The sequence below is a fragment of the Pilosibacter sp. YYHA0881 genome, from assembly GCF_051602715.1.
Classification (GTDB): Bacteria; Bacillota; Clostridia; order Lachnospirales; family Lachnospiraceae; genus Alitiscatomonas; species Alitiscatomonas aceti.
Map to the genome: position 1 here is coordinate 141150 of NZ_CP175657.1, position 24692 is coordinate 165841.

Consider the following 24692-nt stretch of genomic DNA (forward strand, 5'->3'; position numbering starts at 1 on the left):
AGTGCCGAAGATGATCAGACTGATCGTATCAGACATAGACGGGACCCTCACAGAGGATGGGGGAAGCCGGCTGGACCCGGAGCTTTACGAGGTGATCCTGAAGCTTAAGAGCCAGGGGATCTATTTTGCGGCTGCCAGTGGCCGTCATTCAGCCAGCATTGAATATATTTTTGATCCAATAAAGGATAAGATCTTTTACATCGGGGATAACGGGGCGTATCTGGGCTGCTATGGCAGGGAGCTTTTTCTGACCCGGTATAAGCAGGAGCTGGCTATGGACGTGATCGCCGATATGAAAGCCGCCGGTCTGGACGTTTTAGTGGACTGTGCGGACTGCGCCTATACGGATTCCAGGAATCCGGAGTTTCTCCAGTGGATGTTAAACGGATATCATTTCCGTTTAAAGGAGCTGGAGGATCTGAGGACCCTTGCTGAGCCCATTGTGAAGATCGCCGGCTGCCGTATGGAGGGCCTGGGAAGCCGGGCGGACGGGTTTAAGGAAAAATACGGAACGAAGCTTAAAGTGACCCTGGCGGGAGAGCAGTGGCTGGATACCATGGATCCGGGAGTCAGTAAGGGTGCGGCAGTGAAGCTTCTCCAGGAAAGCCTCATGATCCGTCCCGAAGAGACCATGGTCTTTGGCGACCAGTTAAATGATATCGAGATGTTAAACCAGGCGTATTACAGCTTTGCAGTGGCCAATGGACGGCCGGAGACCCGGGCCGCCGCCAGATTTCTGGCGGATTCCAATGGAAACCAGGGGCCGTTGAAGATATTAAAGCTGTTGGTGGAGCGGAAATAATGGAAAAGAAGATGAAAAAACGGAAAAGCGCGTGGATATGCCGGGCAGCTGTCTCCATGGCGGCCATGGCGGCAGCCGTATGCTTAGGGGGCTGCGGCGCAGTGGAAACGCTGTATTCCGGAAAAGGAGAAAAGGAATACGGAAAGGCGGAGACCATGGTGATCCTGACCACGGAGCGGCTCCGCTACGAAAACGTATATTCAGAGGAGATCTGGACCGCAGAAGTGGACGGCGGCGGAACGGCCTTTGAGACGGTCCTCACAGGCCAGATCCATGATTTTTTAAAGGAGCTGAAGGTCATGAGCCTCATGGCCCGGGAGAAGGAGATCACCCTTTCCAGCCGGGAAAAGGAGCTGGCCAAAACAGCGGCCGGCCAGTATATGGACGATCTGGGCTCTGTCCAGGCAGAGGAGTTCGGGCTGACAGAGGAAAAAGCGGAGGCCTTGTATACGGATTACTGGACGGCGGAAAAGTTGGTGGAGACCATTACAGGGGATATGAACCTGGAGGTCAGCGACAGCGAGGCCAAGGTGATCTCCGTGGCCCAGATCCAGGTTTCCGACAGGACCCGGGCAGAAGAGATCCGTTCAAAGATCCAGGAGGAGGGAATGGATTTTTTTGCCGCAGCCAAGGAATATTCAGAGGATCCGGAGATAAAAAAACAGCTCTGGTACGGCCTCATGGGAGAGGAGTATGAAAAGACGGCCTTTTCCATGGCATCCGGAGAGGTGAGCCCGGTGGTGGAGGACGGAGGGAAATATTACATCCTGAGGTGCGAAAACGATTACGATGAGGCTGCCACCAGAGTCCGCAAGGAGCAGATGATACGGGAAAAGAGAAGCGCTGCCTTTTACAGCTCCTACCAGGCGTTCCAGGCGGAGCACCCCCTGACCGGGGACGAGGAGCTGTGGCAGGGGCTTACGGTCACTGGGAGCCCGGCTGTGACGGCGGATTTTTTTGAGATCTTTGAGACGGTATGTGCCGGGGAGGAACAGGTATGATCGCATTGCGGATCGAGGAACAGAAGAAATTTACCTCGGGGCTTTTTATCGGAGAGCTGTTCGATCAATTTCTTTTAAGGGAGGCGGACATCGTCACCTTCAACCGGTTCACCATCGACGGCCGGGTGCGCCGGGGCTACTATACAGGAGAGGAGCAGGGGAAGATCGGTGAGTTTTCCTCCTGGAGGACCATAAAGCCCGTATGCTTTTCCCTGATCCGGGGAAAGCGTCTGCCGGAGACCTTCCGCATCGTCCTCTGCCTGTCGGAGGAGGCCAGGAGCCGGTTCGTACAGGCCCATGCTCCGGGGATCCTGCCGGAGCAGGCAGGCGGCCTCTATATCAACATCCAGTATGAAAACCAGGAAATGACCTGTGTTACGGGCACATCCATGAACGTTTTCACCATGGACCGGACCCTGGAGCGGGAATGGGATGAGAGCGTAAAGCAGTTTTTAAAAAGAAGCGGGATCGCGTTTACCTGTTAGGAGGCGGCAGTTGAATTTTGATAATTACAGATATTTTGCAGCAGCGGCGGAGGAGTTAAACTTCACAAAGGCGGCCAGAAAGCTTTTTATGACCCAGCAGGCCCTCAGCAAGCAGATCGACAAAATGGAAAAGGAGTATAATACCCGGCTGTTCAACCGGGAAACGCCCATGAGCCTTACGCCGGCCGGAGAGTGTATGTACCGGCACGTCTGCCGGATCCTGGACAATGAGCGGCAGATGCGGGCAGAGCTGGACGCGGTTCTGGGGCAGGAAAGCCGGAATCTGGTGGTGGGCGTCTCCTATTTCCGCAGCAGCATCCTGATCCCGCGGATCATGAAGGAGTTTTCAGGGCTTCATCCGGAGATCTGCGTGACCGTGAAGGAAAAGAACCTGGCGGGCTGTGTTGCGGATCTAAAGCTTGGAAAGCTGGATCTGATGTTTGGTTATCATATGGAGGACGATCCGGCCCTGGTGTCCCACCGGCTGTCCCGGGAGGAGACCGTCCTGGCTGTGCCGGAGCCCATGGCAGCGGAATGCTTGTCTCCGGAGGAGATCCGAGGCTTTAAAGAAGAGGGGATCGTCTCGCTGCGTCCTTTTTCCGGCTGTCCCTTTGTGCGGATGGATGCAGATACGTGGATGGGGGAGCAGTTTGACCGGTATTGCAGGGAGGATGGCTTCGATCCGAAGATCTTCGTCATATCCCAGAGCGTCCTTACGGTGCTGGAGTGCTGTGCCGAGGGCATCGGGGCAACGCTGGTCCCTGCCGGCTATCTGGACCATCTGACGGCGGAGCAGAGAAGGGGGATGGTATTTTTCAGATGGAGATATCCGGATGTCACACTGTTGGGGGCCGTCCTTCATCTGAAGAGCAGCTACATCACAAAGGCAGCCATGGACTTTGTGAAGTGTTCACAGAAAATATGCGGAGAAGAGGAATCTCTTTGGAATGGATTCTTTTAGTTGTGCCATGCGACAAAAACGTTGTTTGTTAAAAATGACGGAAGAAGATAAAATAATCATAAAATATTACTAAAAAAGGAGAAAGACTTATGCAGGCAGACAAAAAGAAAAAAGAGTCCATGAGCATGTGGAAGATCATCCTCATCGTAAACCTGGCTGTGTACATCCTGTCGTTTGTGATCCCGTCGGGAGCGTACCAGAGAGATGGAAAGATGGCAGTTCCAGGCACCTATGAGGTGGTGGAAAAAACGTATCTGAACCCGGTGGATGTGATCCTGGCCGTGGGAGATACGGTATATTCCTCCTTCGGAAAGCTGTTCGTAACACTGATCATCATGGGCGGCATGATGGGGATCGTCAACTCCACAGGAGTCCTGGACCGGGCCCTGGGGAATCTGATCCACCGGCTGAAGGATAAGGCCCTGGCGATCATTCCGATCTATGTATTTGCCACGGCCCTTTTAGGCTGTGTGGGCTCCATGATCTCCACGGTGATCCTGTTCGTTCCCCTGGGACTTCTGATCGCCAGAAAGCTCCGGGCAGACCGGACCTTTGCCGTTGGCCTTGTGATCCTGGGCTCCTTCACCGGCTTCATGTCCTCCCCCATCAATCCCCTCACAGGCGTTATGGGACAGGAGATCGCCGGCCTGGTTCCTTATTCTGGCGCAGGTCTCCGGACCATCGTAACGATCCTCAATGTGGCGGTGGTTTCCGCATACCTGGTATGGTGGGCAAAGCGCTGCCAGAAAAATACAGCCATATACGAGGCGGATTTCGGCGGAGAGGAAGATGTGGAGAGCGGAGAGTATGAAAATACATATAAGCCTCTTTCCGGCCGTGAAATGGCGATCCTGGCGATCTTCTTCGGCGCATTTATCTTTTTTGCCGCCGGCGGCCCGACCCTGGGCCTGGGCATGACCCAGTTAGGCTCCATTATGCTTCCCGTTGCCTTTGTGGAAGGGATCCTGGCCGGATACAGCCTGGACGATACCATGAAAAACTTCGTAAAGGGAACCCAGTCCATGTGCGGCGTTATGGTATTCATGGTCCTGGCCTCCATTATGAGCATTATTTTAAACCAGGCGGGAGTCCTGGACTCCATCGTTTATTACATCTCCATCCCCTTAAGCCATTTAAGCAGCGCTATGGCGGCTGTGGGAATGTTCATTGCAAATGCGTTCATTAACGTATTCATCGGCTCCGGCTCCGGCCAGACCGTAGTTGCCATGCCGATCATGGCTCCCTTAGCCGATGTGGTGGGCGTTACCCGCCAGATGGCAGTGCTCACCCTCCAGTATGGAGACGGCTTTACGAACCTGTTCCTGCCCACCAACGTAAACCTTATGGCATGTCTTGCCATGGCCGGTGTGGACTTTAAGCGGTGGATGAAGTTCCTGGTGCCCTGCTATGCAATCCTGTTTGTGATCATGGTCGCTTCCATCTTCATCGGAACTGCCATCGGATTTTAAGAGGAGGCCGGAAATATGGAATATAACGAAACCTTACAGGAAGAGCTGGTCCGCCTGTCGGAAGAGCTGGAGGAGCAGACCCTCCGTCTGCGCCATGAGATCCATCAGTGCCCGGAGCTGTCCTTCCAGGAATTTAAAACGAGCCGGCTGGTGATGCGGGAGCTGGACCGCATTGGGATCCCTTATGAAAAGAGCCCCCAGGAGCCGGGGATCATCGCTGTCATTGACAGCGGACGCCCGGGTAAGTTCCTGATGCTGAGAGCCGATATGGATGCCCTTCCGATCCAGGAAAAAACAGGGCTTCCCTTTGGCTCCCAGGTCCCCGGGGTCATGCACGCCTGCGGCCACGACGTCCATACGGCCAATCTCCTGGCCGTGGGAGAGCTTCTTTTCCGCACCAGAGAGCGCTGGAACGGAAAGGTAAAGCTGGTGTTCCAGCCGGCAGAGGAAAACGGCGGCGGCGGCCGTGAGATGATAAAGGCAGGACTGATGGAGGAAAAGCCGGACGCCTGCTTTGCCCTTCATGTGAAAAACGGGACCAGCGGTCTCATTTACTTAAAGCAGAAGTACCTGTCCTCCTATTCGGACGGCTATACGCTGACGATCCATGGCCGGGCAGCCCACTCCTCCATGCCGGAGGAAGGCGTGGATGCCATTTACATTGCGTCGGCAGTGGTGTCCGCCCTTCACGGGATCGCGTCCAGAAACCTTTCGCCCATGGCCCAGGCCACACTGAACGTGGGGACCATCCACGGCGGTTCGGCGCCCAACATCATTGCAGACCAGGCAGTCCTGGGCGTGATGATGAGGAACGTATCCAGGGAATCCAGGGACGTGATGCGCCATCAGATCGAGACCCTGGCAAAGGGGATCACAGAATCCATGGGAGGAACCTGTGACATCGCCTTCCGGGCCGGATATCCGGCAGTCTACAACGATGTGGAGTTTACAAAGACCGTGGAGCAGGCCTTTCGCAGCAATGCGGACCGGCTTTATGAGAACATGGGAGACGGCCGTCCGGAGGGGTGGCTGATCACAGACCTGGATCCCATGCTGGGAGCCGAGGACTTCGGGTTCTTTGCCCAGGAGGCACCGTCCTGTATGATCTTTGTGGGAACGGGAGGGGATGCGCCCATGCACAATCCCGGTTTCCAGGTGGACGAGCGTTACATCAAGCTCTGCACCAGAGCCATGGCTTTTGTGGCGGCAGAATATCTGAAATAAAAAAGGGGCCTGCGGGCCTCTTTTTTTCGTAGGAAAAAGCGTCCCATCTGCTGGAAAGAGAGCGGAATCCGGCAGAAATCTTTCTCTCCCAGATTGCAGAAACTCCGTCTTTGTAGTAAAATAAAGACAGAAAACTCCTGGCAGGGAGGTTTCATATGGGAAAAAAGAAAGGGGAAGCAGAAACTATGGAAAAATTTTCTGAACTTCAGTATGTCCGTCCGGATATGGAAAAGGTCCTGGGAGACATGAGAGCAGTCACAGAGGCTCTGAAAAATGCCGCAGACTTTGGGGAGTTTAAAGCGGCGTACATGGATTATGTGAATACGGATATCCAGGTCTCCACAGCCAGACAGCTGGCCCATATCCGGAACACCATCAATATGATGGATGAATTTTATGAGGCAGAGATGGGATATTTCCACGCATGGATGCCGAAATACGAGATCCTGGTAAAGGAAATGGGAACGGTGATCTTAAATTCTCCCTTTAAGAAGGATATGGAGGAAGAATTCGGTTCCATCTTGATCCAGAATATGGAAGTGGGACAGCTCCTTTCCAGCGAGGCCGTAGTGGACGATATGGTAAAGGAAGCAGAGTTAGCCAACCTGTATTCCAAAACTGTGGCCGGTGCGTCTGTGGAATTCCGGGGGGAAATGTGCAGCACCTACGGCCTTTTAAAGCATATGCAGAGCACAGACCGCCAGGAGCGGAAGGAAGCGTTTGAGGCCTGGGCCCGTCTGTTTGAAGGGATCTCACCAAAGATCGATGAGATCTATGACGGTCTGGTACAGCTCAGAGCCGGAATGGCACAGAAGCTGGGCTTTGAGAGCTTCATCCCCATGGGATATTATAAACGCCGCAGATACGATTACAACGCAGAGGATCTGAAGGTATTCCGCCGCCAGGTGCAGGAGGTGATCGTCCCCGCCTGTGTGAAGCTATATGAGCGTCAGAGAAAGGCCCTGGGCGTGGATACCCTTCATTATTATGACGAATCCATTTCCAGTCCCCAGGGAAATCCGGTTCCTGTGGGAGACCGGGACTATATGGTGAAAAAGGCCCAGGAAATGTACCGGGAGCTGTCTCCGGAAAGCGGGGAATTCTTTGATTTTATGGTGGAGCACGAGCTGTTTGACCTGGAGACCAAAAAAGGAAAACGGGTCGGCGGCTACTGCACCTCCCTTCCCCTGTACCATGCGCCCTTTATCTTCTCCAACTTCAACGGGACCCAGGCGGATGTGAACGTGCTGACCCATGAGGCCGGCCATGCCTTTGCTGGCTTTACGGCGGATAAATTCCAGAAGACCCCGGAGCTCTGCCACAGCACCAGCGAGATCAATGAGATCCACTCCATGGGCATGGAGCTGTGGACCTATCCGTGGATGGAAAGCTTCTTTGGAGATAAGGCGGAGCAGTACCGGAAGGAGCACTTGGCCGATGCGCTGATGAAGATCCCGTATATGGTCTGCGTGGATGAATTCCAGCACCGGGTATTTGAAAAGCCGGAGATGACGGCCATGGAGCGGAGAGCCGTATGGAGTGAGCTGGAAAAGGTTTATATGCCCTGGAGGGATTATGACGGAAACGCCTTCCTTACAGGCGGCGGATTCTGGATGCAGAAGCAGCACATTTTCCTGTATCCCTTTTATTATGTGGACTACGCCATGGCCCAGATCGGCGCCTTCGAGTTCTATACCAAGATGAAGGCAGACCGGAAGGCCGCATGGGCAGATTATTATAAGCTGTGCCAGGCGGGAGGCTCCATGGGCTACTTTAAGCTCTTAGAGTACAGCGGGCTTCACAATGTATTAAAGGAAGGTTCCGTAAAGGAAGCCCTGAAGGCTGTCCTTGAGGAGCTGGAGGTATAATAAAAGAGATCTGCGGTTTATGCCGCCCGGTGCCGGGAACGTATCCTGGCTTCGGGCGGCGTTTTTTCGATTGGCCCCCCGGAGCGATCGCTTTGCTAGCACTCACTTCACTCGAGTGCTAAAATTTTGTTGACATTTCCATCCAAAGGTATTACAATATCCATTGTTGCAGGAAAAATAGCCGTCGTCTGACGGAGACATACATTCAGAACAGCAGAAATATCGAAGGAGTGGATTTTTTATGGCAAAGAGCGGAAGTTTATCCATTAACAGCGAGAACATTTTCCCCATTATCAAAAAGTGGCTGTACTCAGACCATGACATTTTTTACAGAGAACTGGTGAGCAACGGCTGCGACGCCATCACAAAGCTGAAAAAGCTGGCGCTGATGGGCGAGTACGAGGAGCCGGACGGGGTGGAATATAAGGTGTCCGTTACCGTAAACCCCAAGGAAAAGACCATCCAGGTCTCCGATAACGGTCTGGGAATGACCGAGGACGAGGTGGAGGAATATATCAACCAGATCGCCTTTTCCGGAGCCCAGGACTTCTTAAATAAATACAAGGACAAGGCCAACGAGGACCAGATCATCGGTCATTTCGGACTGGGCTTTTATTCTGCGTTCATGGTGGCAGACCGCGTGACCATCGATACCTTATCCTATAAGGCAGACGCCAGGGCGGTCCACTGGGAGTCCGAAGGCGGCACGGAGTATGAGATGACCGATGGGGACAAAACAGAAGCCGGAACCACCATCACCCTTTATTTAAACGACGACAGCACGGAGTTTGCCAACGAGTACCGGGCCAGAGAGGTCCTGGAAAAATACTGCGCCTTCATGCCGGTGGAGATCTACGTGGCAGACGAGACGGCAGAGCCCCAGTACGATACCATCGAAAAGGATGAGCTGACCGATAAGGACACAGTGATCGAGACCATCGTGGAGGAGGCAAAGACCGAGGAAAAGGAGAACGAGGACGGTACAAAGGAGACTGTGGAGGTTTCCCCTGCAAGAGAAAAATATAAGATCTTAAGACGGCCAGAGCCCATCAACGATACCCATCCCCTGTGGAACAAGCATCCCAACGAGTGCACAGAGGAGGAATACAAGGAATTTTACCGCAAGGTATTCATGGACTTCAAGGAGCCCTTATTCTGGATCCACCTGAACATGGACTACCCCTTCAACTTAAAGGGGATCCTGTACTTCCCCAAGATCAATATGGAGTACGAGAGCATCGAGGGAAAGATCAAGCTGTATAACAACCAGGTGTTCATCGCCGATAATATCAAAGAGGTGATCCCGGAGTTCCTGATGCTGTTAAAGGGCGTCATCGACTGTCCGGATCTGCCCCTGAACGTATCCAGAAGCGCCTTACAGAACGACGGCTTTGTGAAAAAGATCTCCGATTACATCACAAAGAAGGTGGCAGACAAGCTTTCCGGCATGTGCAAGACCGACCGGGAGAATTATGAGAAATACTGGGATGATATCAATCCCTTCATTAAATTCGGCTGCTTAAAGGATGAGAAGTTTGCAGAAAAGATGAACGATTATATCATCTTTAAAAACCTGGACGGCAAATATCTGACCTTAAAGGACTGCCTGGAGGCCAATAAAGAAAAGGGCCATGAAAACCAGGTGTTCTATGTGACCGATGAAAAGGAGCAGAGCCAGTATATCAACATGTTCAAGGAGGCCGGCCTGGATGCGGTGATCCTTCCCAATGCCATCGATTCCCCGTTCATCTCCCATCTGGAGCAGAAGAACGAGAAGGTGAAATTCCTCCGGATCGACGCGGATGTCAACGAGACCTTTAAGGAGAAGGAAGAGGACGACGAGGCCGCAAAGGAGCAGGCAAAGAAGGACGCAGAAAGCCTTTCAGAGATCTTTAAGAAGGCCCTTGGAAACGATAAGCTGGAAGTGAAGGTAGAGAAGCTTAAGAATGAGTCGGTGGCCTCCATGATCACCGTTTCCGAGGAGAGCCGCAGAATGGCCGATATGATGAAGATGTACAGCATGTACGGCGGCGGCGCAGACATGTTCCCGGTATCGGAGACTCTGGTGTTAAACGCCAATAACCAGCTGGTGAAATTCGTGCTGAACCACAAAGACGGAGAGAACACCGGAAAGATCTGCCAGCAGCTTTACGATCTGGCCAAGCTGGCCCATGGAAGCCTCTCTCCGGAGCGCATGACAAAGTTCATTGCAAGAAGCGGCGAGATCATGATGGACATGGCCCGGGAAGAGCAGTAAAGGACGTTTATGGAATATAAAAGACGGGACTATTTTATCACATTTACCATGCTGGGACTTTCCGCAGCGGCCCTGATGGCGTACCAGTACGCCGGGGCCCTGCTGTTCGGCCTGGCTGAAACGTGGGCAAAAAGCCAGGAGACCGGCGTTTTCCGCTGGTTTTCCTGGCTTTTTGACTCTCCCTGGACCGCTGTGCTGGTGAAATATCTGTTCGTCATCGGCGGCGCCTATCCGATTATAGCCCTCCTTTTGTGCCGGATCCCAAAGTTTAAGGGAAAGCTTCAGCCCCTGTCCCTGGCGGCCTTTCTCCTGTGTCTCATCGCCGCCATGGGGACCGGGAACGTTTTTAATCTTCTGGGCAATCTGGTGAACGCCTTTTTCTCCGCGTTCAACGGCAGGACCATTGAGGAAATGAACCCGGCGGCGGAGATGATGATGGACATGACGCCGTCCATGGTCATTTACGCCTGCTTTCTGGGACCGTTCATGGAGGAGCTTCTGTTCCGGGGCATGATCTTAAAACGGGCCAGACGGTTCGGGGACCGGACGGCGGTGGCGTTCACAGCGGTGCTCTTCGGGCTCATGCACGGAAACCTGCTGCAGTTTTTCTATGCGGCTTCCATCGGCCTGATCCTGGGCTACGTGGCCGTAAGGACCAGCAGCATCCGCTATACGGTCCTGATGCACATGGCCATCAATTCCTTCAGCACCGTCATGGTGGCCGGGCAGGAGCTGGTGGCAGCGGCCCTGGGAGACCTGGCAGCGGTCCCTTATTCCATGGCATTCCTGGCCTTCCTCGTTTTTATGACAGCCGGCGGGGCCATGGTCCTCTGGCGGTTCGGCCCCATCTGGTACCGCCAGGTGACGGCCCATAACGGGGAAAAGAGCCCATGGAAAAAGTATGTCTACTGGAATCCGGGATTTCTTCTGTTTCTGGGACTGTGCCTGCTGGAGATGATCGTGTACCTGTTTTGAGGAAAAGCTTTTCCGGGGGATTGACTTTCCGGCAGTGAGATCCTATAATATGTAGTAATGATTACTACATCGCGCAGGGCGCGGTTTTAAGCTGGAGGAAGCGGTATGAGATATAAGATTATAGGGGACAGCTGCCTGGATCTGACAAAGGAAATGAGAAAGGATCCCTGCTATTCCATGATCCCTCTGACACTGATGGTGGGAGAGCGGCATTTTGTGGATGACGAGACCTTTGACCAGAAGGAATTTATAAAAGTAGTAAAGGAGTACCCGGAGTGCCCGAAATCGGCCTGTCCGTCTCCGGAGATGTTCAAGGAGGCGTACTGCTGCGAGGAAGAGAACGTGTTTGTGATCACTCTTTCCGCGGCCTTAAGCGGAAGCTATAACAGCGCGGTCCTGGCGAAGTCCCTTTATGAGGAGGAGTACGGGAAGAAAAATATCCTGGTGCTGGATTCAAAATCTGCGTCCAGCGGCCAGTTAAATATCGCCATGTATATCCGGGAGCTCTGTGACCAGGGCCTGGAGTTTGACGAGATCTGTGAAAAGGCTGCTGCCTACCGGGACCGGATGAATACGTATTTTGTCCTGGAATCCCTGGATACGCTGAAAAAGAACGGACGCCTTACGGGGCTCCAGGCATTTTTTGCCACCAAGTTAAACATCAAGCCGGTCATGGGTGCGGACAACGGCACGATCATCAAGCTGGACCAGGCCAGGGGGATCCAGAAGGCCCTGCAGCGTATGGCGGAGATCGCCGTGAAGGAAGCTGGGACCACAAAAGACAAGCGTCTGGTGATCGCCCACTGCAACGCCCCGGAGCGCGCCCAGTTCATGAAGGAAAAGCTCTGCTCCATGGCAGAGTTCAAAGAGGTGGTCATCACCGATACCTGCGGGGTGTCCACCGTATACGCCAGCGACGGAGGCGTGATCTTAGCATTATAGGAGCCAGAAAAGGGCCGGGAGTATCAGTACTCCTGGCCCTGATAAATTTTATTTTCTTTTAGATACCTGGCCATGGAATTCAGCACCAGACGTTTGTTTCCGCTCCATAAGGGGGCCGTCAGCAGGGATCTGGGCCCGTCGCCGGTGAGCCGGTGGATCACCGTTTCCGGAGGAAGGAGCTTTAAACAGTCTCCCACCAGCTCCAGATACTGGGAAAGCTCCAGGACCTGGAAGGCGCTCTGGCGGTACAGCCGGTCCAGGTCAGTGCCCTTTAATACATGGAGGAGCTGAAGCTTGATCCCGTCGATCTTAAGACCTGCCAGGTACCGGATGGTTTCCAGCATATCCTCACGGGTCTCACCTGGAAGCCCCAGGATCACATGGACGATGACCGTCAGGCCTGCGGCCCGCAGACGGCGGAAGGCATCCTCAAAAACGGGAAGCCCATAGCCGCGGCGGATGAACCGGGCGGTGGACTCATGGATGGTCTGGAGACCCAGCTCCACCCATACGGGCTTTTCCTGGTTCAGCCGGGAAAGGAGAGCCACAGTCTCATCCGGCAGACAGTCGGGCCGGGTGCCGATGGACAGGGCGCAGACCTCCGGCAGGGAGACGGCCTCTGTAAACAGGGCTTCCAGATAGGGAAGAGGGGCGTAGGTGTTGGTGTAGGACTGGAAATAGGCGATGTACAGGGCATCGGGACCGGCCTTTTTCTCCACCAGTTTTTTTGCCAGGTCCGCCTGCTCACGGAGAGAGAGCCGCTTTTTGGCGGCAAAATCCCCGGAGCCGCCCTGACTGCAGAAGATGCAGCCTCCCCGGCCCACAGAGCCGTCCCGGTTGGGACAGGTCATGCCGCCGTCCAGGGCCAGCTTATATACTTTTCTGCCAAACATTTCTTTTAAATGAAAATCCAGGGAATGATAGGGTTTTCCGTTCCAGCTGTTCATGTTTTACAAAACCTTTCCACGAAACTATTGCAAGTATGTCGGTATCTATTATATAATGGGAAAAGGCTGGCTGGCAAGGACCAATGACAGCCATATGGAAAAAGGAGATGGATCGATGGAAAAAAATTTGCTGTTACAGCAGCTGGACGGCGGGAAGGCCGCGGACTTCCTGGAAAAAATGTATGGAAAGGACCATGCAAAGGAAAATAAAAACCGGTATCTCCATGTAATGGAGGGCTTTGTCCAGGCCTTTAAAAATACAGACATGTATCTGTTCACCTCCGCTGGCCGTACAGAGATCAGCGGAAACCACACGGACCACAACCATGGAAAGGTCCTGGCAGGAAGCATCAACCTGGACTGTGTGGCTGCGGCCGCAGCCAACGGGACCGATGAGATCCATATCATCAGCGAGACCTACAACCAGAGGTTTACGATCCGCCTGGACGACCTTTCTCCCAGCGAAAAGATGGCGGGGACCATCGATCTGACCAAGGGAATGTTAATGGGCTTTCAGGAGATGGGATACAGGATCGGCGGCTTTGACGCCTTTATCACCAGCAACGTCATCAGCGCTGCCGGAGTCAGCTCCTCTGCATCTTATGAGATGCTGATCTGCTCCATGATCAATACCTTCTTTAACGGGAATAAAGTGGATGTGGTCACCTACGCCCATGTGGGAAAATATGCGGAAAACAAATACTGGAACAAAGCTTCCGGCCTGCTGGACCAGATGGCCTGCGCCGTGGGCGGCATGATCACCATTGATTTTAAGGATCCCTTAAAGCCAGTGGTGGAAAAGATCGATTATGATTTCGGAGCCCAGGACCACAGCCTGATCATTGTCCAGACAGGAAAGGGCCATGCGGATCTCAGCGCAGAATACTCCTCCATCCCCTCGGATATGAAAAAGGTGGCTGCCGTGTTCGGAAAAGAGGTCTGCGCCGATATCACAGAGGAAGAGGTCATCGCGCGTGTGACCGAGGTGAAGGAAAAGGCCGGGGACCGGGCGCTCCTTCGGGCGCTTCATTTCTTCGAGGAAAATAAGCGGGTGGAGAAGGAAGTCTGCGCCTTAAAGGAGGACCGGTTTGAGGACTTCCTGGAGCTGATCACTGAATCAGGCAATTCCTCCTGGAAGTGGCTCCAGAACTGTTATGTGCCGGGAAGCGAGGAGCAGGGCATTACCACCGCTCTGGCCCTTACAGAGCTGTTCCTTAAGGAAAAGGGATGCGGAGCCTGCCGGGTACACGGCGGCGGTTTTGCCGGCGTGATCATGGCCATGATCCCCAATGCCCTGGCAGACGAGTATATTGCATACATAGAAAAAGCCATGGGCCAGGGAAGCGCCTACCGTATGAGCATCCGTCCCTATGGTGCCGTGTGTGTTAATGATTTTATATAAGATGGGATACAGAAAAAGAAACAGAACACCTGGCCGGCCATTGCGGCTTCTGGCGGCAGCGGCTCTTCTGGGAAGCGCCCTGGCGCTTTGGGGCTGCGCTCCGGACGAGGAGGCAAAGAGAGAGCGGCAGTGTGTGACTCTGGCCGGAGGACTCCACGGGGAGCTCATTCACAGGGAGGCCATCGCCCTGGCTGATTCAGTTAATACCTCTGAGTCCACGGTCTATGTGGAGCTGAAGGAGTCCAAGGGCTCTCCTGTGAGCCTGGAAAACCTGTGCCAGGGGAAATATGATCTGGCCCTGGTATCTGGAGATGTGGTATATGATGCCTGGAACGGGGAAGGGACCTTTGAGGGAGAGAAAAAAGAGAATTTCCGCATCCTCATGGCCTGTTATCCTGCGGCGTCCCAGTGGCTGGCCCGGAAGGACTCGGGCCTGGCCTTCGTCCATGAACTGGACGGCCGGAATCTTTCAGCCGGAACGGCGTTTTCGGAGACGGGAATGGTCTCTGCGGCGGCCTTTGACGCCCTGGATATGGATGTGAAGGAAGAAAATTTCTGGCAGCGGGGGATCGAAAACAGTACAGGGATCTTAAGAGACGGGACCGTGGACGGGATCCACGGCTTCCTGGAGGCTCCCGCAGACGTTTTCATCAGACTCTCAGAGGAAATGGAGGTTTCAGTCCTTTCCTATACGGAGGAGGAGCTGGACAGGATCCTGGAGATTAATCCGGGATACCAGAGGCTCACGCTCCCGGCAGGAACATACAGGGGTCAGGAGGAGCCTGTGAGGACCTTTGGCTTTCCGGTGTTTTTATGCGCCGGAGCGGAGATGGAGGATGGGCTGGCCTATGAGATCGTCAGGGCCATGGATGAAAATATAGGAAAAGCGGGAGATCCGCGCCTGGCGGCCATGGAGGATAAATCCTTTTTATGCCAGGATGGGTCTGGGCTCCTTCACGAAGGGGCCAGACGGTATTATCAGGAAAAGGGATATATAGATTAAACAGCTAAAAATAGCGGCGGCTTTACGCAAGGAGGGTTATGTTATGTTATATAAGCAGCTTATCGAACTTTTCGATATCTTAGACAGCGCTTCGGCATCCGGAGCACAGGTGGTGGAATATTTCCGCTCCATCGTTCCGGACTGTCAGGTGGAGACTTACCCGTTGGAGGGGCCCAAGGGCCACACAGATATGGTGCGGATCCTGATCCCCGGAAGGAACGGAAAGAGCAAAGGCGGCTCTGCAAAGACCATGGGCATCTTAGGCCGTCTGGGCGGCCTGGGAGCAAGACCGGAGCAGCTGGGCTTCGTTTCTGACGGAGACGGCGCTTTAACGGCTCTGGCAGTGGCTGCAAAGCTTCTGGATATGCAGAAAAAGGGTGATTTCTTAGAGGGAGACGTATTTATCTCTACCCACGTTTGTCCCGACGCGCCCACCACGCCCCATGAGCCCGTTCCGTTCATGAACTCCCCGGTTGAGACCTGGCAGGTAAATAAGGAAGAGGTTACCGATGACCTGGACGCCGTTTTAGTGGTGGATACCACCAAGGGCAACCGGATCATCAATCACCGCGGCTTTGCCATCTCCCCCACTGTGAAGGAGGGATACATCTTACGGGTCAGCGAGGATCTTCTGGATGTAATGATCAGCACCACAGGACGGCTGCCCCACGTATTTGCCTTAAGCCAGCAGGATATCACTCCCTACGGAAACGGCCTGTACCACTTAAACAGCATTTTACAGCCGGCAACAGCCACCAAGGCCCCGGTGGTAGGCGTGGCAGTGACCACAGAGACCACAGTGGCAGGCTGTGCCACCGGAGCTACCCATCTGGAGGACCTGGAGGATGCAGGACGGTTTATGCTGGAGGCAGCCAAGGCCTTTGGAAATGGTCTGTGCTCCTTCTACGATGAGGAGGAATTTGGACGGATCCAGAAGCTGTACGGCTCCATGGAGCACTTCCAGACCCTGGGGAAACAGTAATCGGAGAGTTATAAAACATCGGCTTCGATGCATGTCGAAAAACAGGGAAATACATGGTATTTTGAGAAATGTCTGATAAAATCATATTGAAAGGAGGTCTTTCAATATGAGAGAAGACGATTTTGAGGTATATCTCCGGAACACGAATCTGTCGGAAAATACCATCGCATCCTACAAATTTGCTGTCAAGCAGTATTTCGGCCAGTTCGATACGGTGACGCAGAAAAAGCTGCGGGACCATAAGATGTGGCTGATCGAATCCTATAAGCCCAAAACGGTGAATTTAAGGATCCGCGCCATCAACTGCTACCTGGACAGCATTGGAAAGGGAGAGTGGAAGCTGCAGTTTGTAAAGGTGCAGCAGAAGGCCTTTCTGGAGAATGTGATCAGCGAGGCGGATTATGAGTATTTTAAAAGCTGCTTAAAGCGGGACGGAGAGCTGTTCTGGTATTTTGCAGTCCGCTTTATGGCAGCCACCGGGGTCCGGGTCAGCGAGCTGATCCAGATCAAGGCGGAGCATGTACAGATCGGATATATGGATCTGTATTCCAAAGGCGGAAAGCTGAGGCGGATCTACATACCGAAGCTTTTGCAGGAGGAGGCGCTGGCCTGGTTGGAAGGAAGAAACCAGACCAGCGGCTTTCTTTTTTTAAACAAGCAGGGACGCCGGATCACCACCAGGGGCGTGGCGGGACAGCTGAAGGTCATGGCCCTCCGGTACGGCATCGATCCGGCGGTGGCCTATCCCCATTCCTTCCGCCACCGGTTTGCCAAAAGCTTTCTGGAACGGTTCAATGACCTGGCCCTGCTGGCGGACCTTATGGGACATGAGAGCATTGAGACCACCAGGATCTATCTGAGGAGGACCAGCACCGAGCAGCAGGCCATCGTGGACCGTGTGGTGGACTGGTGAGGCCTGGTACGGCGTATTTTCCACTCTTTCCTCATGAAATCGTAAGAAAAATATCATGGTTCATCCCGGGAAAAAATTTGACAGGAACCCTTATAATCTGCTAAAATGGGTTACGGTATGTATATAAATCCGGAAATTCCCGGAGATGGAGAGTATCAATGACGGATGAAGAGAAAGTAACGGAAAAAAAGAATAAGGTACAGCCGGAGGAGAATATTGAACGGCTGAAAAAGATCCGGCAGAAACGGACCAGCGGCGTTTCCATGAAATATATGGCGGGCGCAGGCGCGGCTGTAGCAGTCGTGATCGTCGTGGCTGTGGCTGGAGGCGTTCTGGGAAAGAGCGGGGAAAGCCGGGCCGGAAGGATAAAGGTGGAGACCGTAGAGGCGTCCCTGGAGACGACGGCTCCGCCGGAGACCAGCGGGGAACCGGCGTCCATTGTTCTGGAGACCACCCTTTCGGCGGAGGAGATCGCCGAGAAGGAGCATGATGAGGCGGTCCAGAAGGTCCTGGACGGTTATGCAAACTTGGGGATCGCCGGGGTATCCGGCTATCTGAATGTGAGAAAGATCCCGGAGACCTATGGAGAGGTGGTGGGAAAGCTTTTAAGCGGCGGTGCCTGTGAGATCATCGACACCTCCACCGACGGCTGGTATAAAATATCCTCCGGCGGCGTCACCGGCTATGTCAGCTCCCAGTATATCTATACGGGCGACAAGGCGAGGGAGGTGGCGGCGGAAAACGTCATCCAGCGGGCAGTGGTCAGCACAGATAAACTGAATGTGAGAAAAGAGCCCAGCCAGGACAGCGAGATCATGGGCCAGGTCTATAAGGACGAGCGGTATCCGGTGGAGAGCATCCAGGACGGCTGGGTGCAGATCGACGACGGATATCTTTCCGCAGACTATGTGACCGTCCGCTATGCCCTCAATGAGGCCCGGAAGCAGGATATGCGGACCACGGTCTTAAGTCTTTATGAGAATCTGGGCGTTTCCAACGTGAGCAACTATCTGAACGTCCGGGATAAGGCCAGCGAAAGAGACGGAAAGATCATTGCAAAGCTGCCCAGCAACGCGGGCTGTGATATCCTGGAGACCACGGATGACGGATGGTATAAGATCCGCTCCGGAAAGATCACGGGTTATGTGAAGTCAGAGTACATACTGACAGGCCAGCAGGCGGAGGATAAGGCCATGCAGGTGGCAAAGCTCATGGCCATTGCCAACACCGACGGCGTCAATGTCCGGTCCGAGCCCAATACGGAATCCAGGATCTGGACCCAGATCGCCAGCAGCGAAAAGTTCCTGGTGGTCAGCCAGCAGGACGGCTGGGTGGAGATCGAGCTGGATGATTCCACTGCGTTCATCTCCAGCGATTATGTGGATGTGAAATATGGCCTCAATGAGGCGATCCCCTATACTCCGGTGGTGGAGGCCCCGGCAAAAGGAAATGGAAGCACTGGAAGCTCTAAGCCGTCTGGCGGGACCACGTCAAAGCCTGGTAAGGGCGGAAGCTCCAAGCCATCCGGCGGAAGCGCCAACGACGGGGCGGCCGGTTCCAGCGCAGGAAGCGTTTCCTCGAAACGGGCCCAGATCGCCAACTATGCCGTGCAGTTTGTGGGCAATCCTTACGTATGGGGAGGCACGAGCCTTACAAACGGCGCGGACTGCTCTGGCTTTACCATGTCTGTCATGGCCCACTTTGGGGTATCCCTGCCCCACAGCTCTGCGGCCCAGGCAAACTGCGGAAAATCCATCAAATCCAGCCAGATGCGGCCTGGAGATCTGGTATTCTATTCCGGCAGCGGCGGCGGGATCAACCATGTGGCCCTTTATATCGGCAACGGCCAGGTGGTCCATGCCTCCAGTAAGCGGACGGGAATCAAGATCTCTTCCTGGAATTACAGGAGCCCGTCCAAGATCGTCAACGTGCTGGGAGACTAATGCGGCAGCGGCTGGCTTCCTCCGCCGGAGGAGCCCGGCCGGGGCAGGTCTTTGGTTTTCTGGCTGCGGAATGGAAAAGCCTGCACCTTTTTTGCGGCTGTCCCATATGATAAAGTACAACCTTAAGTAAAAAAGGAGATTTATCATATGTGCTGCAATCGAAATAATTTTGTGAACAACGGATGTTACAGAAACTGCCGGAACACCTGCTGGAACAGCTGGTGGTACCAGAACTGCGGCTGCCAGAGTACAGGAAATATTGGTTCCGCAGGCTGTGGCTGCGGAAATACTGGAAACGCTGGGAACCATGGTGGCTGCGGCTGCGGAAATACTGGAAACGGTGGAAGCTGCGGCTGCGGAAACAGCGGAAACGCCGGGAACAACGGTGGCTGCGGCTGCGGAAACAGTGGGAACGCTGGAAACAACGGCTGCGGAAATACCGGAAACACTGGGAACTGCGGCTGCACTGGCAGTGGCGGATGCTGGATGGAGGTGTACTGCAACGGCCAGTGGTGGACCATCCGGTGCCAGGCCGGAAGATACGGGTGCAGGACGGAATAACAGAAACAAAAAGGCGGGCGGGAGGCTGTGCTTCCCCCTGCCTTTTACATATCGCGCAGGAGCCTGGCCGGAAAACGGCCGGAGAGAAAGAGGAGGGGTTATATGAACAGAAAGAAAGTAGGACTGATGGTTGGCATCGGGCTTCTTATGGCGGCCGCGGCGGTGCCGGGAACGGCCCTGGCGGATACGGTATATGTGACGGCGGGCAATTTAAACTGCCGGGAGGGAAAATCCACAGACAGCGCAGTTCTGGGAACGGTACCCAGGGGGACGAAGATCCAGCGGGAATCGGACGACGGAACCTGGAGCCGGGTGACAGTCAACGGAAACGCGTGTTATGTGGCCAGCCGGTATCTGAGCAGCCAGGAGCCGGCCAGTGTCCTGGATGGGAAGTCAGCCGCACAGGTCCATGAAAAAAATGTACATGTGGAAAGCTCGAAGGACGTGTTCCTGGACAAAAACTGGGAATTTGCTTCATTTTCCAAGATAAACAGCGAGGCGGCGGTGTATTATAAGAACGGAAGGGCGGACCGGAAGGGAAAGACGGTCTGTGTCAATGCGGGCCATGGGACCCGGGGCGGAAGCTCCATGAAGACCCTCTGCCATCCGGACGGATCTCCCAAGGTGACCGGAGGGACCACAGGAGCCGGAGCCGTGTATGCGTCCGCCATATCGTCCGGGATGACTTTCGCAGACGGGACGCCGGAAAGCACAGTGACCCTGGCCATGGCAAAAAAACTGAAGGATAAGCTGCTGGCAGAGGGCTATGACGTGGTGATGATCCGGGAGGAGGAAGATGTGCAGCTGGATAATGTGGCACGGACGGTGATCGCCAACAATACGGCAGATATCCATATTTCTCTGCACTGGGATTCCACCACATCCGACAAGGGCTGCTTTTTCATGAGCGTCCCGGATCACAGGTCATACCGGGCCATGGAGCCAGTGGCCTCCCACTGGCAGTCCCACAACGCCCTGGGGGAAAGTCTGGTAAAGGGGCTTAAGGAAAAAGGGAATAAGATCTTTTCATCGGGCGCCATGGCCATGGATCTGACCCAGACCTCCTATTCCACCATCCCCAGCGTGGATATTGAGCTGGGGGACAAGGCATCGGATCACTCAGACGCGGCGCTTGAAAAGCTGGCAGACGGTCTGGTCCTGGGGATCGGAAGATATCTGGACGGGCAGAAGTAGGCATACAGCAATGAGGCTGTACATAAGGACGAAACAAGAGAGAGGCCCGCAGGCGGGCTTCTCCGTCTGCGGCGGGTTGCTTCTGCGGCAAAGTTTCCCTTCGCCCCATGAAGATCCCCGCAGAGCGTTTTTTATGCCATAGGGTGCCATTTCCCATAACAAAAATACCGGAACCATCCAAAACGGTATGGTCCCGGTATTTTTGTATTGACAGAATAAAACATGGAGCATATGGGATTCGAACCCACGGCCTCAACAATGCGAATGTTGCGCGCTCCCAACTGCGCTAATGCCCCGGATCTCATAAATAAGAAAATGGAAGCAATGGGGCTCGAACCCATGACCTCTCGCGTGTGAGGCGAACGCTCATCCCAGCTGAGCTATGCTTCCAAAAAGGTTTTCCAACTAAACGTTAGTATAGCACCAAACGGAAAATTTTGCAAGTTTTTTGTATACAGGAATTAACTTAGCTAAAATTTTATTTTAGGCATATGGATTCCTGTAAGAAAAATATTCCCGAATCAAACGATATGTGGTATAATGCCTGGAAACAGACATTATACCACAGCGCATCTGGTTTTCGCGTTTACCGCGAAAATCCAGGCGCTCAATTCTCCCGGAGAGGTACCATGTCCGAAGGGCATGGTATAATGTCTGTAAAACAGACATTATACCATCGCGCATCTGGTTTTCGCGTTTACCGCGAAAATCCAGGCGCTCAATTCTCCCGGAGGGGTACCATGTCCGAAGGGCATGGTACAATAAAAAACAATACTATGCGAACAAAAAGGGTGCTGCGATGAATCAATATATTGGACAGCCATTTGCTGCTTTAAGATACGAAAAAAATATTTTGGTTGTTGAAGAAACTACATCTGCTGGTGGATGCGGCTCCTTCAACGCGGCTTCTTCATGTCCTGCGTCAGCCTGTCTTCATGACAGTGCGGCGTGGGGCTTTTTTATTGTCTAAAAAGAGGTGATCAAACATGAGTTTGCCAAAACGCGACGGCGTAAATGACCGTTATTATCTGATACATAAACCGGATACTGACCACGAAGTGCTGAAACACGCAGATCGGTGCATCCAGGATGTGTTGGATGGGACCGCAAAAGAAAACCATTCTGGCTCCCCGATGGTAGTTCGGAATCAAAGCGGAACTCCCTTCCTTCCCGGTCAACTGCTGGATCGGTATCTGTCCAAGCTGCCTTTGAAGGGATTTCCCTGCGAGGAGGCGGTTGTATTCTGCGATGCCCTGCGGCGGTTGGCGGGCTGGAATGAGATCCGCTATAAGTTGGAGAAGTACATAGAAAAGCAGGTGCAGGAACGGTACTTCCTTGTTGGAGAGCGTGAAGATGGGTTTACAGTCTTTCCGCCCTGCACGGTGTGGGCGGAATTGCGCCCGGAGGATGTGGATGAAGGATTGCTGCACTTTGCCTGCTATGTGGCGGTCTGCCATACAGTGTATGGGCAGAGTTTTGAAGCTCTCACGACCGGGCATATTCTCGGTCTGGTTTCCCAGCTCCGCCCGGACATGGTAAAGGAGCTGAAAACGGGTGGCAGCGGCAAATTGCCGCCTAACATCCAAAAGCGAAAAACAAAGCACCTGACCGCCTCGGCCAACGACGCTTTCGCTGCCATCCGCATCACCGCCAAGGACTCCACAGATGAGTGCTATGCTGAAATCCTGGACTACCTGTGCGCGGTGCTGGAGCAGGAGGACTTCCCCCGCAGTTACTCTGTGGAGTTCCGTGGCCCAGAGAAAAACTATCTGCCCATTCCTGGGCTTCCGAAAAAGGAAGTGAATCAGCTCTTTGCCTGTGCTGTCCAGTACCCCAGATTACACGGCGATATTGAGCGGTATGCACGGCTGGCCATGCGGGAGTATGAATGGTACAACAATCTCCCCGATGAATCCTGCGCCATGCCCGGAACTTTTGCCGTGTTTGCCCTGGGGCTGGAAGGAGAACAGTGGGCACCGCTGGTGGCAGAGTATCTGGATCTATGCGATGATGAGCACTCTTCCCTGCAAGAGAAATTCCTCCATGCCTTTATCCGCAAGTTCGGTTTCCAGCTGTGGACCTTGGGCGTACTGGTGCGGGGTGCATTATCGATGCAGTGGCTGGAGCCTGCCAAGGAATTCCGCAGCCTGATTGCCAATGAGGAAAGCCTGGATGCTCTGCTGACAGTCAAGCACCGCTTCTCCGCCTATCTCCTGCCAGACGAGAGAAAGGATACAAAATTCCAGGCTATCGCTTGGCAGAGCCTGCTCTGGGCCATCTGGGGAAAGGATTCTCAGAACGGCGGCAGCAAGGTCATCAAGACGGCGCCGAAGGAACTGAAAGAGAAGTACCAGCAGGTATTTGCGTAAGGAGAAAGCCATGAAAAAGAGAAAAGTCAAGGACTTTATTGCCCTGGACGCTCAAAAACTGGTTCGGGACTGTGAGGAATATCTGGAGGAGGAAAAAGCTCTGGAGCTGGATTTAAAAGAGCGGGAAGGAGATTATCCAAAAGGAAACTCCCGATGATGGAAAGGGGGATATATGTAAATGAACCGCGAACCGATCACAGCGTTCTTGCAGGAACATTGGTATATTGCCTCGGTGATCATCGGGGCCGTGATTTTGATTGGAGCAGTCCGCAACTGGAACTGGCTCTGTGACCCCACTGGTACGCGGGATGCTTACCGTCACAGCAGAGGATACCGGCGGGTGGTGTTCTTCCTGTTGGGCCTCCTCCTGATCGTGGTGAGTATCTGGGGATTTGTGCTGAAATTGAAATAGAAGGAGAAATATTATGATGACTGAGAAATATCCCACCTGGCTCATCGGCCATGCGAAAGAATGGGCGGAGAAGCGTCTGCCCACTGTGACATTGTGTTCCGCCGCCGGCAATGAACTGCTGGAAGTCTGGTATTACGGAAATTTGCTCACGGTGAAGGGAGAGCCCCAATCCTATATTGCAGATGGCGACGAGGCCCCCGGACTGGTGGCTGCCCGCGACCCGGAGAGCGGCGAGGAGTTCATCATCTTTGACGGCGGTCGGCACGGCTATGACAATCTGTTCTGCGATGAACAGGATCCAGCCGAACTGGAGCACCGTCCCCTCAAGCGGTATGAGATCCCTGCCTCCAGGCTTGTGCTGGAGCTGGGTTACAGTATCGACTATGAGGACGAAAAAGAGGACTTCGAACCAGATGAGGCGGATACCGTGGAGCTGATCACCGGCGAGCGTATGCCCTGGGAGCAGGTCAAGCGGGACGGCATTGATTATATCGCCCTTTACTATGTGAATGAGAAAGGGAAACAAGTCCAGATTTTGGACGCGGAGCTGGCATGAGTATGGGAATTCAATCCTTTGACAATTTGTACGATAACAGAGTCCTGCGCTACTGCACTGACTTTGAAGCCCATACCTTGCGCATGGATACCCGGACCGAGGCAGGAGAGAACGTATCTGTTCACTTTACCGGCCTGCTGGCCCACTGGTTTGAGAATGTGATCCAGGACAACATCCTTTTTGGTATGGATGAGATCACCGCGGACGTTTTTTTAAACAGTACAAAGAAATGCTGGACAGGACTGTCTCTTACGGCTTTTCCGCCTGCTGCAGCATCGAGGAACTGCGGGAGCGCATGGATACGAAGTGTTTCTATCGGCACCCCCTATCCGGTGTGGTACTGCCATAAGAGCAGTCGTTTCCACAAAGCCATGCGCCATTGACAATGTCTTTTGGGATAGTATGTAATGGGCGAGTTTGAAGCAT

The 24692-nt window shown here is 53.8% G+C and carries 24 protein-coding genes and 2 tRNA genes; 23 read left to right on the forward strand and 3 right to left on the reverse strand.

Annotated features, from left to right (window positions below):
- Positions 1-10 precede the first annotated feature (10 nt).
- The 10 genes from ACI6NM_RS00670 to ACI6NM_RS00715 all read left to right on the forward strand — a co-directional run bounded on the left by ACI6NM_RS00670 (position 11) and on the right by ACI6NM_RS00715 (position 11984).
- On the forward strand, positions 11-802 hold the full coding sequence (locus ACI6NM_RS00670) for an HAD family hydrolase (protein ID WP_262427517.1): 792 nt from the start codon (positions 11-13) through the stop codon (positions 800-802).
- Positions 802-1803 carry a peptidylprolyl isomerase gene (locus tag ACI6NM_RS00675; protein WP_262427518.1) on the forward strand — a complete coding sequence of 334 codons (1002 nt, stop codon included), beginning with the start codon at positions 802-804 and terminating at the stop codon, positions 1801-1803. The genes ACI6NM_RS00670 and ACI6NM_RS00675 overlap by 1 nt, the downstream gene beginning before the upstream one ends.
- Complete coding sequence (locus tag ACI6NM_RS00680) at positions 1800-2288, forward strand: DUF5721 family protein (RefSeq protein WP_022273699.1); 489 nt, start codon at positions 1800-1802, stop codon at positions 2286-2288. Before ACI6NM_RS00675 ends, ACI6NM_RS00680 begins: the two co-directional genes overlap by 4 nt.
- 10 nt (positions 2289-2298) lie before the next feature.
- Entirely contained in the window at positions 2299-3249 is a 951-nt protein-coding gene (locus tag ACI6NM_RS00685) for a LysR family transcriptional regulator (RefSeq protein WP_262427519.1), read from the forward strand.
- 89 nt (positions 3250-3338) lie between these two features.
- The gene (locus tag ACI6NM_RS00690; protein ID WP_158359096.1) at positions 3339-4718 is read left to right on the forward strand and encodes a YfcC family protein; all 1380 of its coding nucleotides are present in this window, start codon (positions 3339-3341) and stop codon (positions 4716-4718) included.
- Between the two features lie 15 nt (positions 4719-4733).
- On the forward strand, positions 4734-5942 hold the full coding sequence (locus ACI6NM_RS00695; protein WP_262427520.1) for a M20 metallopeptidase family protein: 1209 nt from the start codon (positions 4734-4736) through the stop codon (positions 5940-5942).
- A 155-nt stretch (positions 5943-6097) separates the two neighbouring features.
- On the forward strand, positions 6098-7810 hold the full coding sequence (locus ACI6NM_RS00700; RefSeq protein ID WP_215653600.1) for a M3 family oligoendopeptidase: 1713 nt from the start codon (positions 6098-6100) through the stop codon (positions 7808-7810).
- Positions 7811-8051: 241 nt separating this feature from the next.
- Positions 8052-10067 (forward strand): molecular chaperone HtpG, encoded by a 2016-nt coding sequence (htpG, locus tag ACI6NM_RS00705; protein ID WP_262427521.1) that lies wholly within the window; start codon positions 8052-8054, stop codon positions 10065-10067.
- Between the two features lie 9 nt (positions 10068-10076).
- A complete protein-coding gene (locus tag ACI6NM_RS00710; protein WP_262427522.1) occupies positions 10077-11042 on the forward strand; it encodes a CPBP family intramembrane glutamic endopeptidase in 966 nt (321 codons plus the stop codon).
- Positions 11043-11147: 105 nt separating this feature from the next.
- Entirely contained in the window at positions 11148-11984 is an 837-nt protein-coding gene (locus ACI6NM_RS00715) for a DegV family protein (protein ID WP_262427523.1), read from the forward strand.
- Positions 11985-12007: 23 nt separating this feature from the next.
- Here the strand turns inward: ACI6NM_RS00715 and ACI6NM_RS00720 are convergent, their stop codons facing one another.
- On the reverse strand, positions 12008-12931 hold the full coding sequence (locus ACI6NM_RS00720; protein ID WP_262427524.1) for a tRNA modification radical SAM protein MnmL/YtqA: 924 nt from the start codon (positions 12929-12931) through the stop codon (positions 12008-12010).
- Positions 12932-13046: 115 nt separating this feature from the next.
- Between ACI6NM_RS00720 and ACI6NM_RS00725 the strand changes: the two genes are divergently transcribed.
- The 7 genes from ACI6NM_RS00725 to ACI6NM_RS00755 all read left to right on the forward strand — a co-directional run bounded on the left by ACI6NM_RS00725 (position 13047) and on the right by ACI6NM_RS00755 (position 20929).
- On the forward strand, positions 13047-14333 hold the full coding sequence (locus ACI6NM_RS00725) for a galactokinase (RefSeq protein WP_022273689.1): 1287 nt from the start codon (positions 13047-13049) through the stop codon (positions 14331-14333).
- 1 nt (position 14334) lies between these two features.
- Positions 14335-15336, forward strand: coding sequence for a TAXI family TRAP transporter solute-binding subunit (locus ACI6NM_RS00730; RefSeq protein ID WP_262427525.1), 1002 nt, complete (start codon positions 14335-14337; stop codon positions 15334-15336).
- Positions 15337-15379: 43 nt separating this feature from the next.
- Complete coding sequence (locus ACI6NM_RS00735; protein ID WP_022273687.1) at positions 15380-16318, forward strand: DUF1177 domain-containing protein; 939 nt, start codon at positions 15380-15382, stop codon at positions 16316-16318.
- Between the two features lie 106 nt (positions 16319-16424).
- The gene (locus ACI6NM_RS00740; RefSeq protein WP_262427526.1) at positions 16425-17231 is read left to right on the forward strand and encodes a tyrosine-type recombinase/integrase; all 807 of its coding nucleotides are present in this window, start codon (positions 16425-16427) and stop codon (positions 17229-17231) included.
- A 158-nt stretch (positions 17232-17389) separates the two neighbouring features.
- Positions 17390-19174 (forward strand): C40 family peptidase, encoded by a 1785-nt coding sequence (locus ACI6NM_RS00745; RefSeq protein ID WP_262427527.1) that lies wholly within the window; start codon positions 17390-17392, stop codon positions 19172-19174.
- Positions 19175-19321: 147 nt separating this feature from the next.
- Complete coding sequence (locus ACI6NM_RS00750; RefSeq protein ID WP_022273684.1) at positions 19322-19735, forward strand: hypothetical protein; 414 nt, start codon at positions 19322-19324, stop codon at positions 19733-19735.
- 102 nt (positions 19736-19837) lie between these two features.
- The gene (locus ACI6NM_RS00755) at positions 19838-20929 is read left to right on the forward strand and encodes an N-acetylmuramoyl-L-alanine amidase (RefSeq protein ID WP_330599950.1); all 1092 of its coding nucleotides are present in this window, start codon (positions 19838-19840) and stop codon (positions 20927-20929) included.
- 223 nt (positions 20930-21152) lie between these two features.
- Here ACI6NM_RS00755 and ACI6NM_RS00760 read toward each other — a convergent pair.
- Positions 21153-21225: transfer RNA gene (locus ACI6NM_RS00760), tRNA-Ala, on the reverse strand.
- A gap of 20 nt (positions 21226-21245) precedes the next feature.
- Positions 21246-21319: transfer RNA gene (locus tag ACI6NM_RS00765), tRNA-Val, on the reverse strand.
- A 409-nt stretch (positions 21320-21728) separates the two neighbouring features.
- On the opposite strand from ACI6NM_RS00765, the gene ACI6NM_RS00770 reads away from it, so the two are divergent.
- Genes ACI6NM_RS00770 through ACI6NM_RS00795 form a run of 6 tightly spaced genes read left to right on the forward strand, consistent with a single transcriptional unit; the run spans position 21729 to position 24649 of the window.
- Complete coding sequence (locus tag ACI6NM_RS00770) at positions 21729-21899, forward strand: hypothetical protein (RefSeq protein ID WP_262427528.1); 171 nt, start codon at positions 21729-21731, stop codon at positions 21897-21899.
- A gap of 16 nt (positions 21900-21915) precedes the next feature.
- The gene (locus ACI6NM_RS00775; RefSeq protein ID WP_262427529.1) at positions 21916-23298 is read left to right on the forward strand and encodes a DUF6138 family protein; all 1383 of its coding nucleotides are present in this window, start codon (positions 21916-21918) and stop codon (positions 23296-23298) included.
- A gap of 10 nt (positions 23299-23308) precedes the next feature.
- The gene (locus tag ACI6NM_RS00780; protein ID WP_262427530.1) at positions 23309-23455 is read left to right on the forward strand and encodes a hypothetical protein; all 147 of its coding nucleotides are present in this window, start codon (positions 23309-23311) and stop codon (positions 23453-23455) included.
- A gap of 21 nt (positions 23456-23476) precedes the next feature.
- The gene (locus ACI6NM_RS00785) at positions 23477-23710 is read left to right on the forward strand and encodes a cytochrome D ubiquinol oxidase subunit II (protein ID WP_262427531.1); all 234 of its coding nucleotides are present in this window, start codon (positions 23477-23479) and stop codon (positions 23708-23710) included.
- A 13-nt stretch (positions 23711-23723) separates the two neighbouring features.
- Positions 23724-24266, forward strand: a complete 543-nt coding sequence (locus ACI6NM_RS00790; RefSeq protein WP_262427532.1) for a hypothetical protein — start codon at positions 23724-23726, stop codon at positions 24264-24266.
- Between the two features lie 2 nt (positions 24267-24268).
- Positions 24269-24649: a hypothetical protein gene (locus tag ACI6NM_RS00795; RefSeq protein ID WP_262427533.1), complete on the forward strand. Its 381-nt coding sequence runs from the start codon at positions 24269-24271 to the stop codon at positions 24647-24649.
- Positions 24650-24692 lie beyond the last annotated feature (43 nt).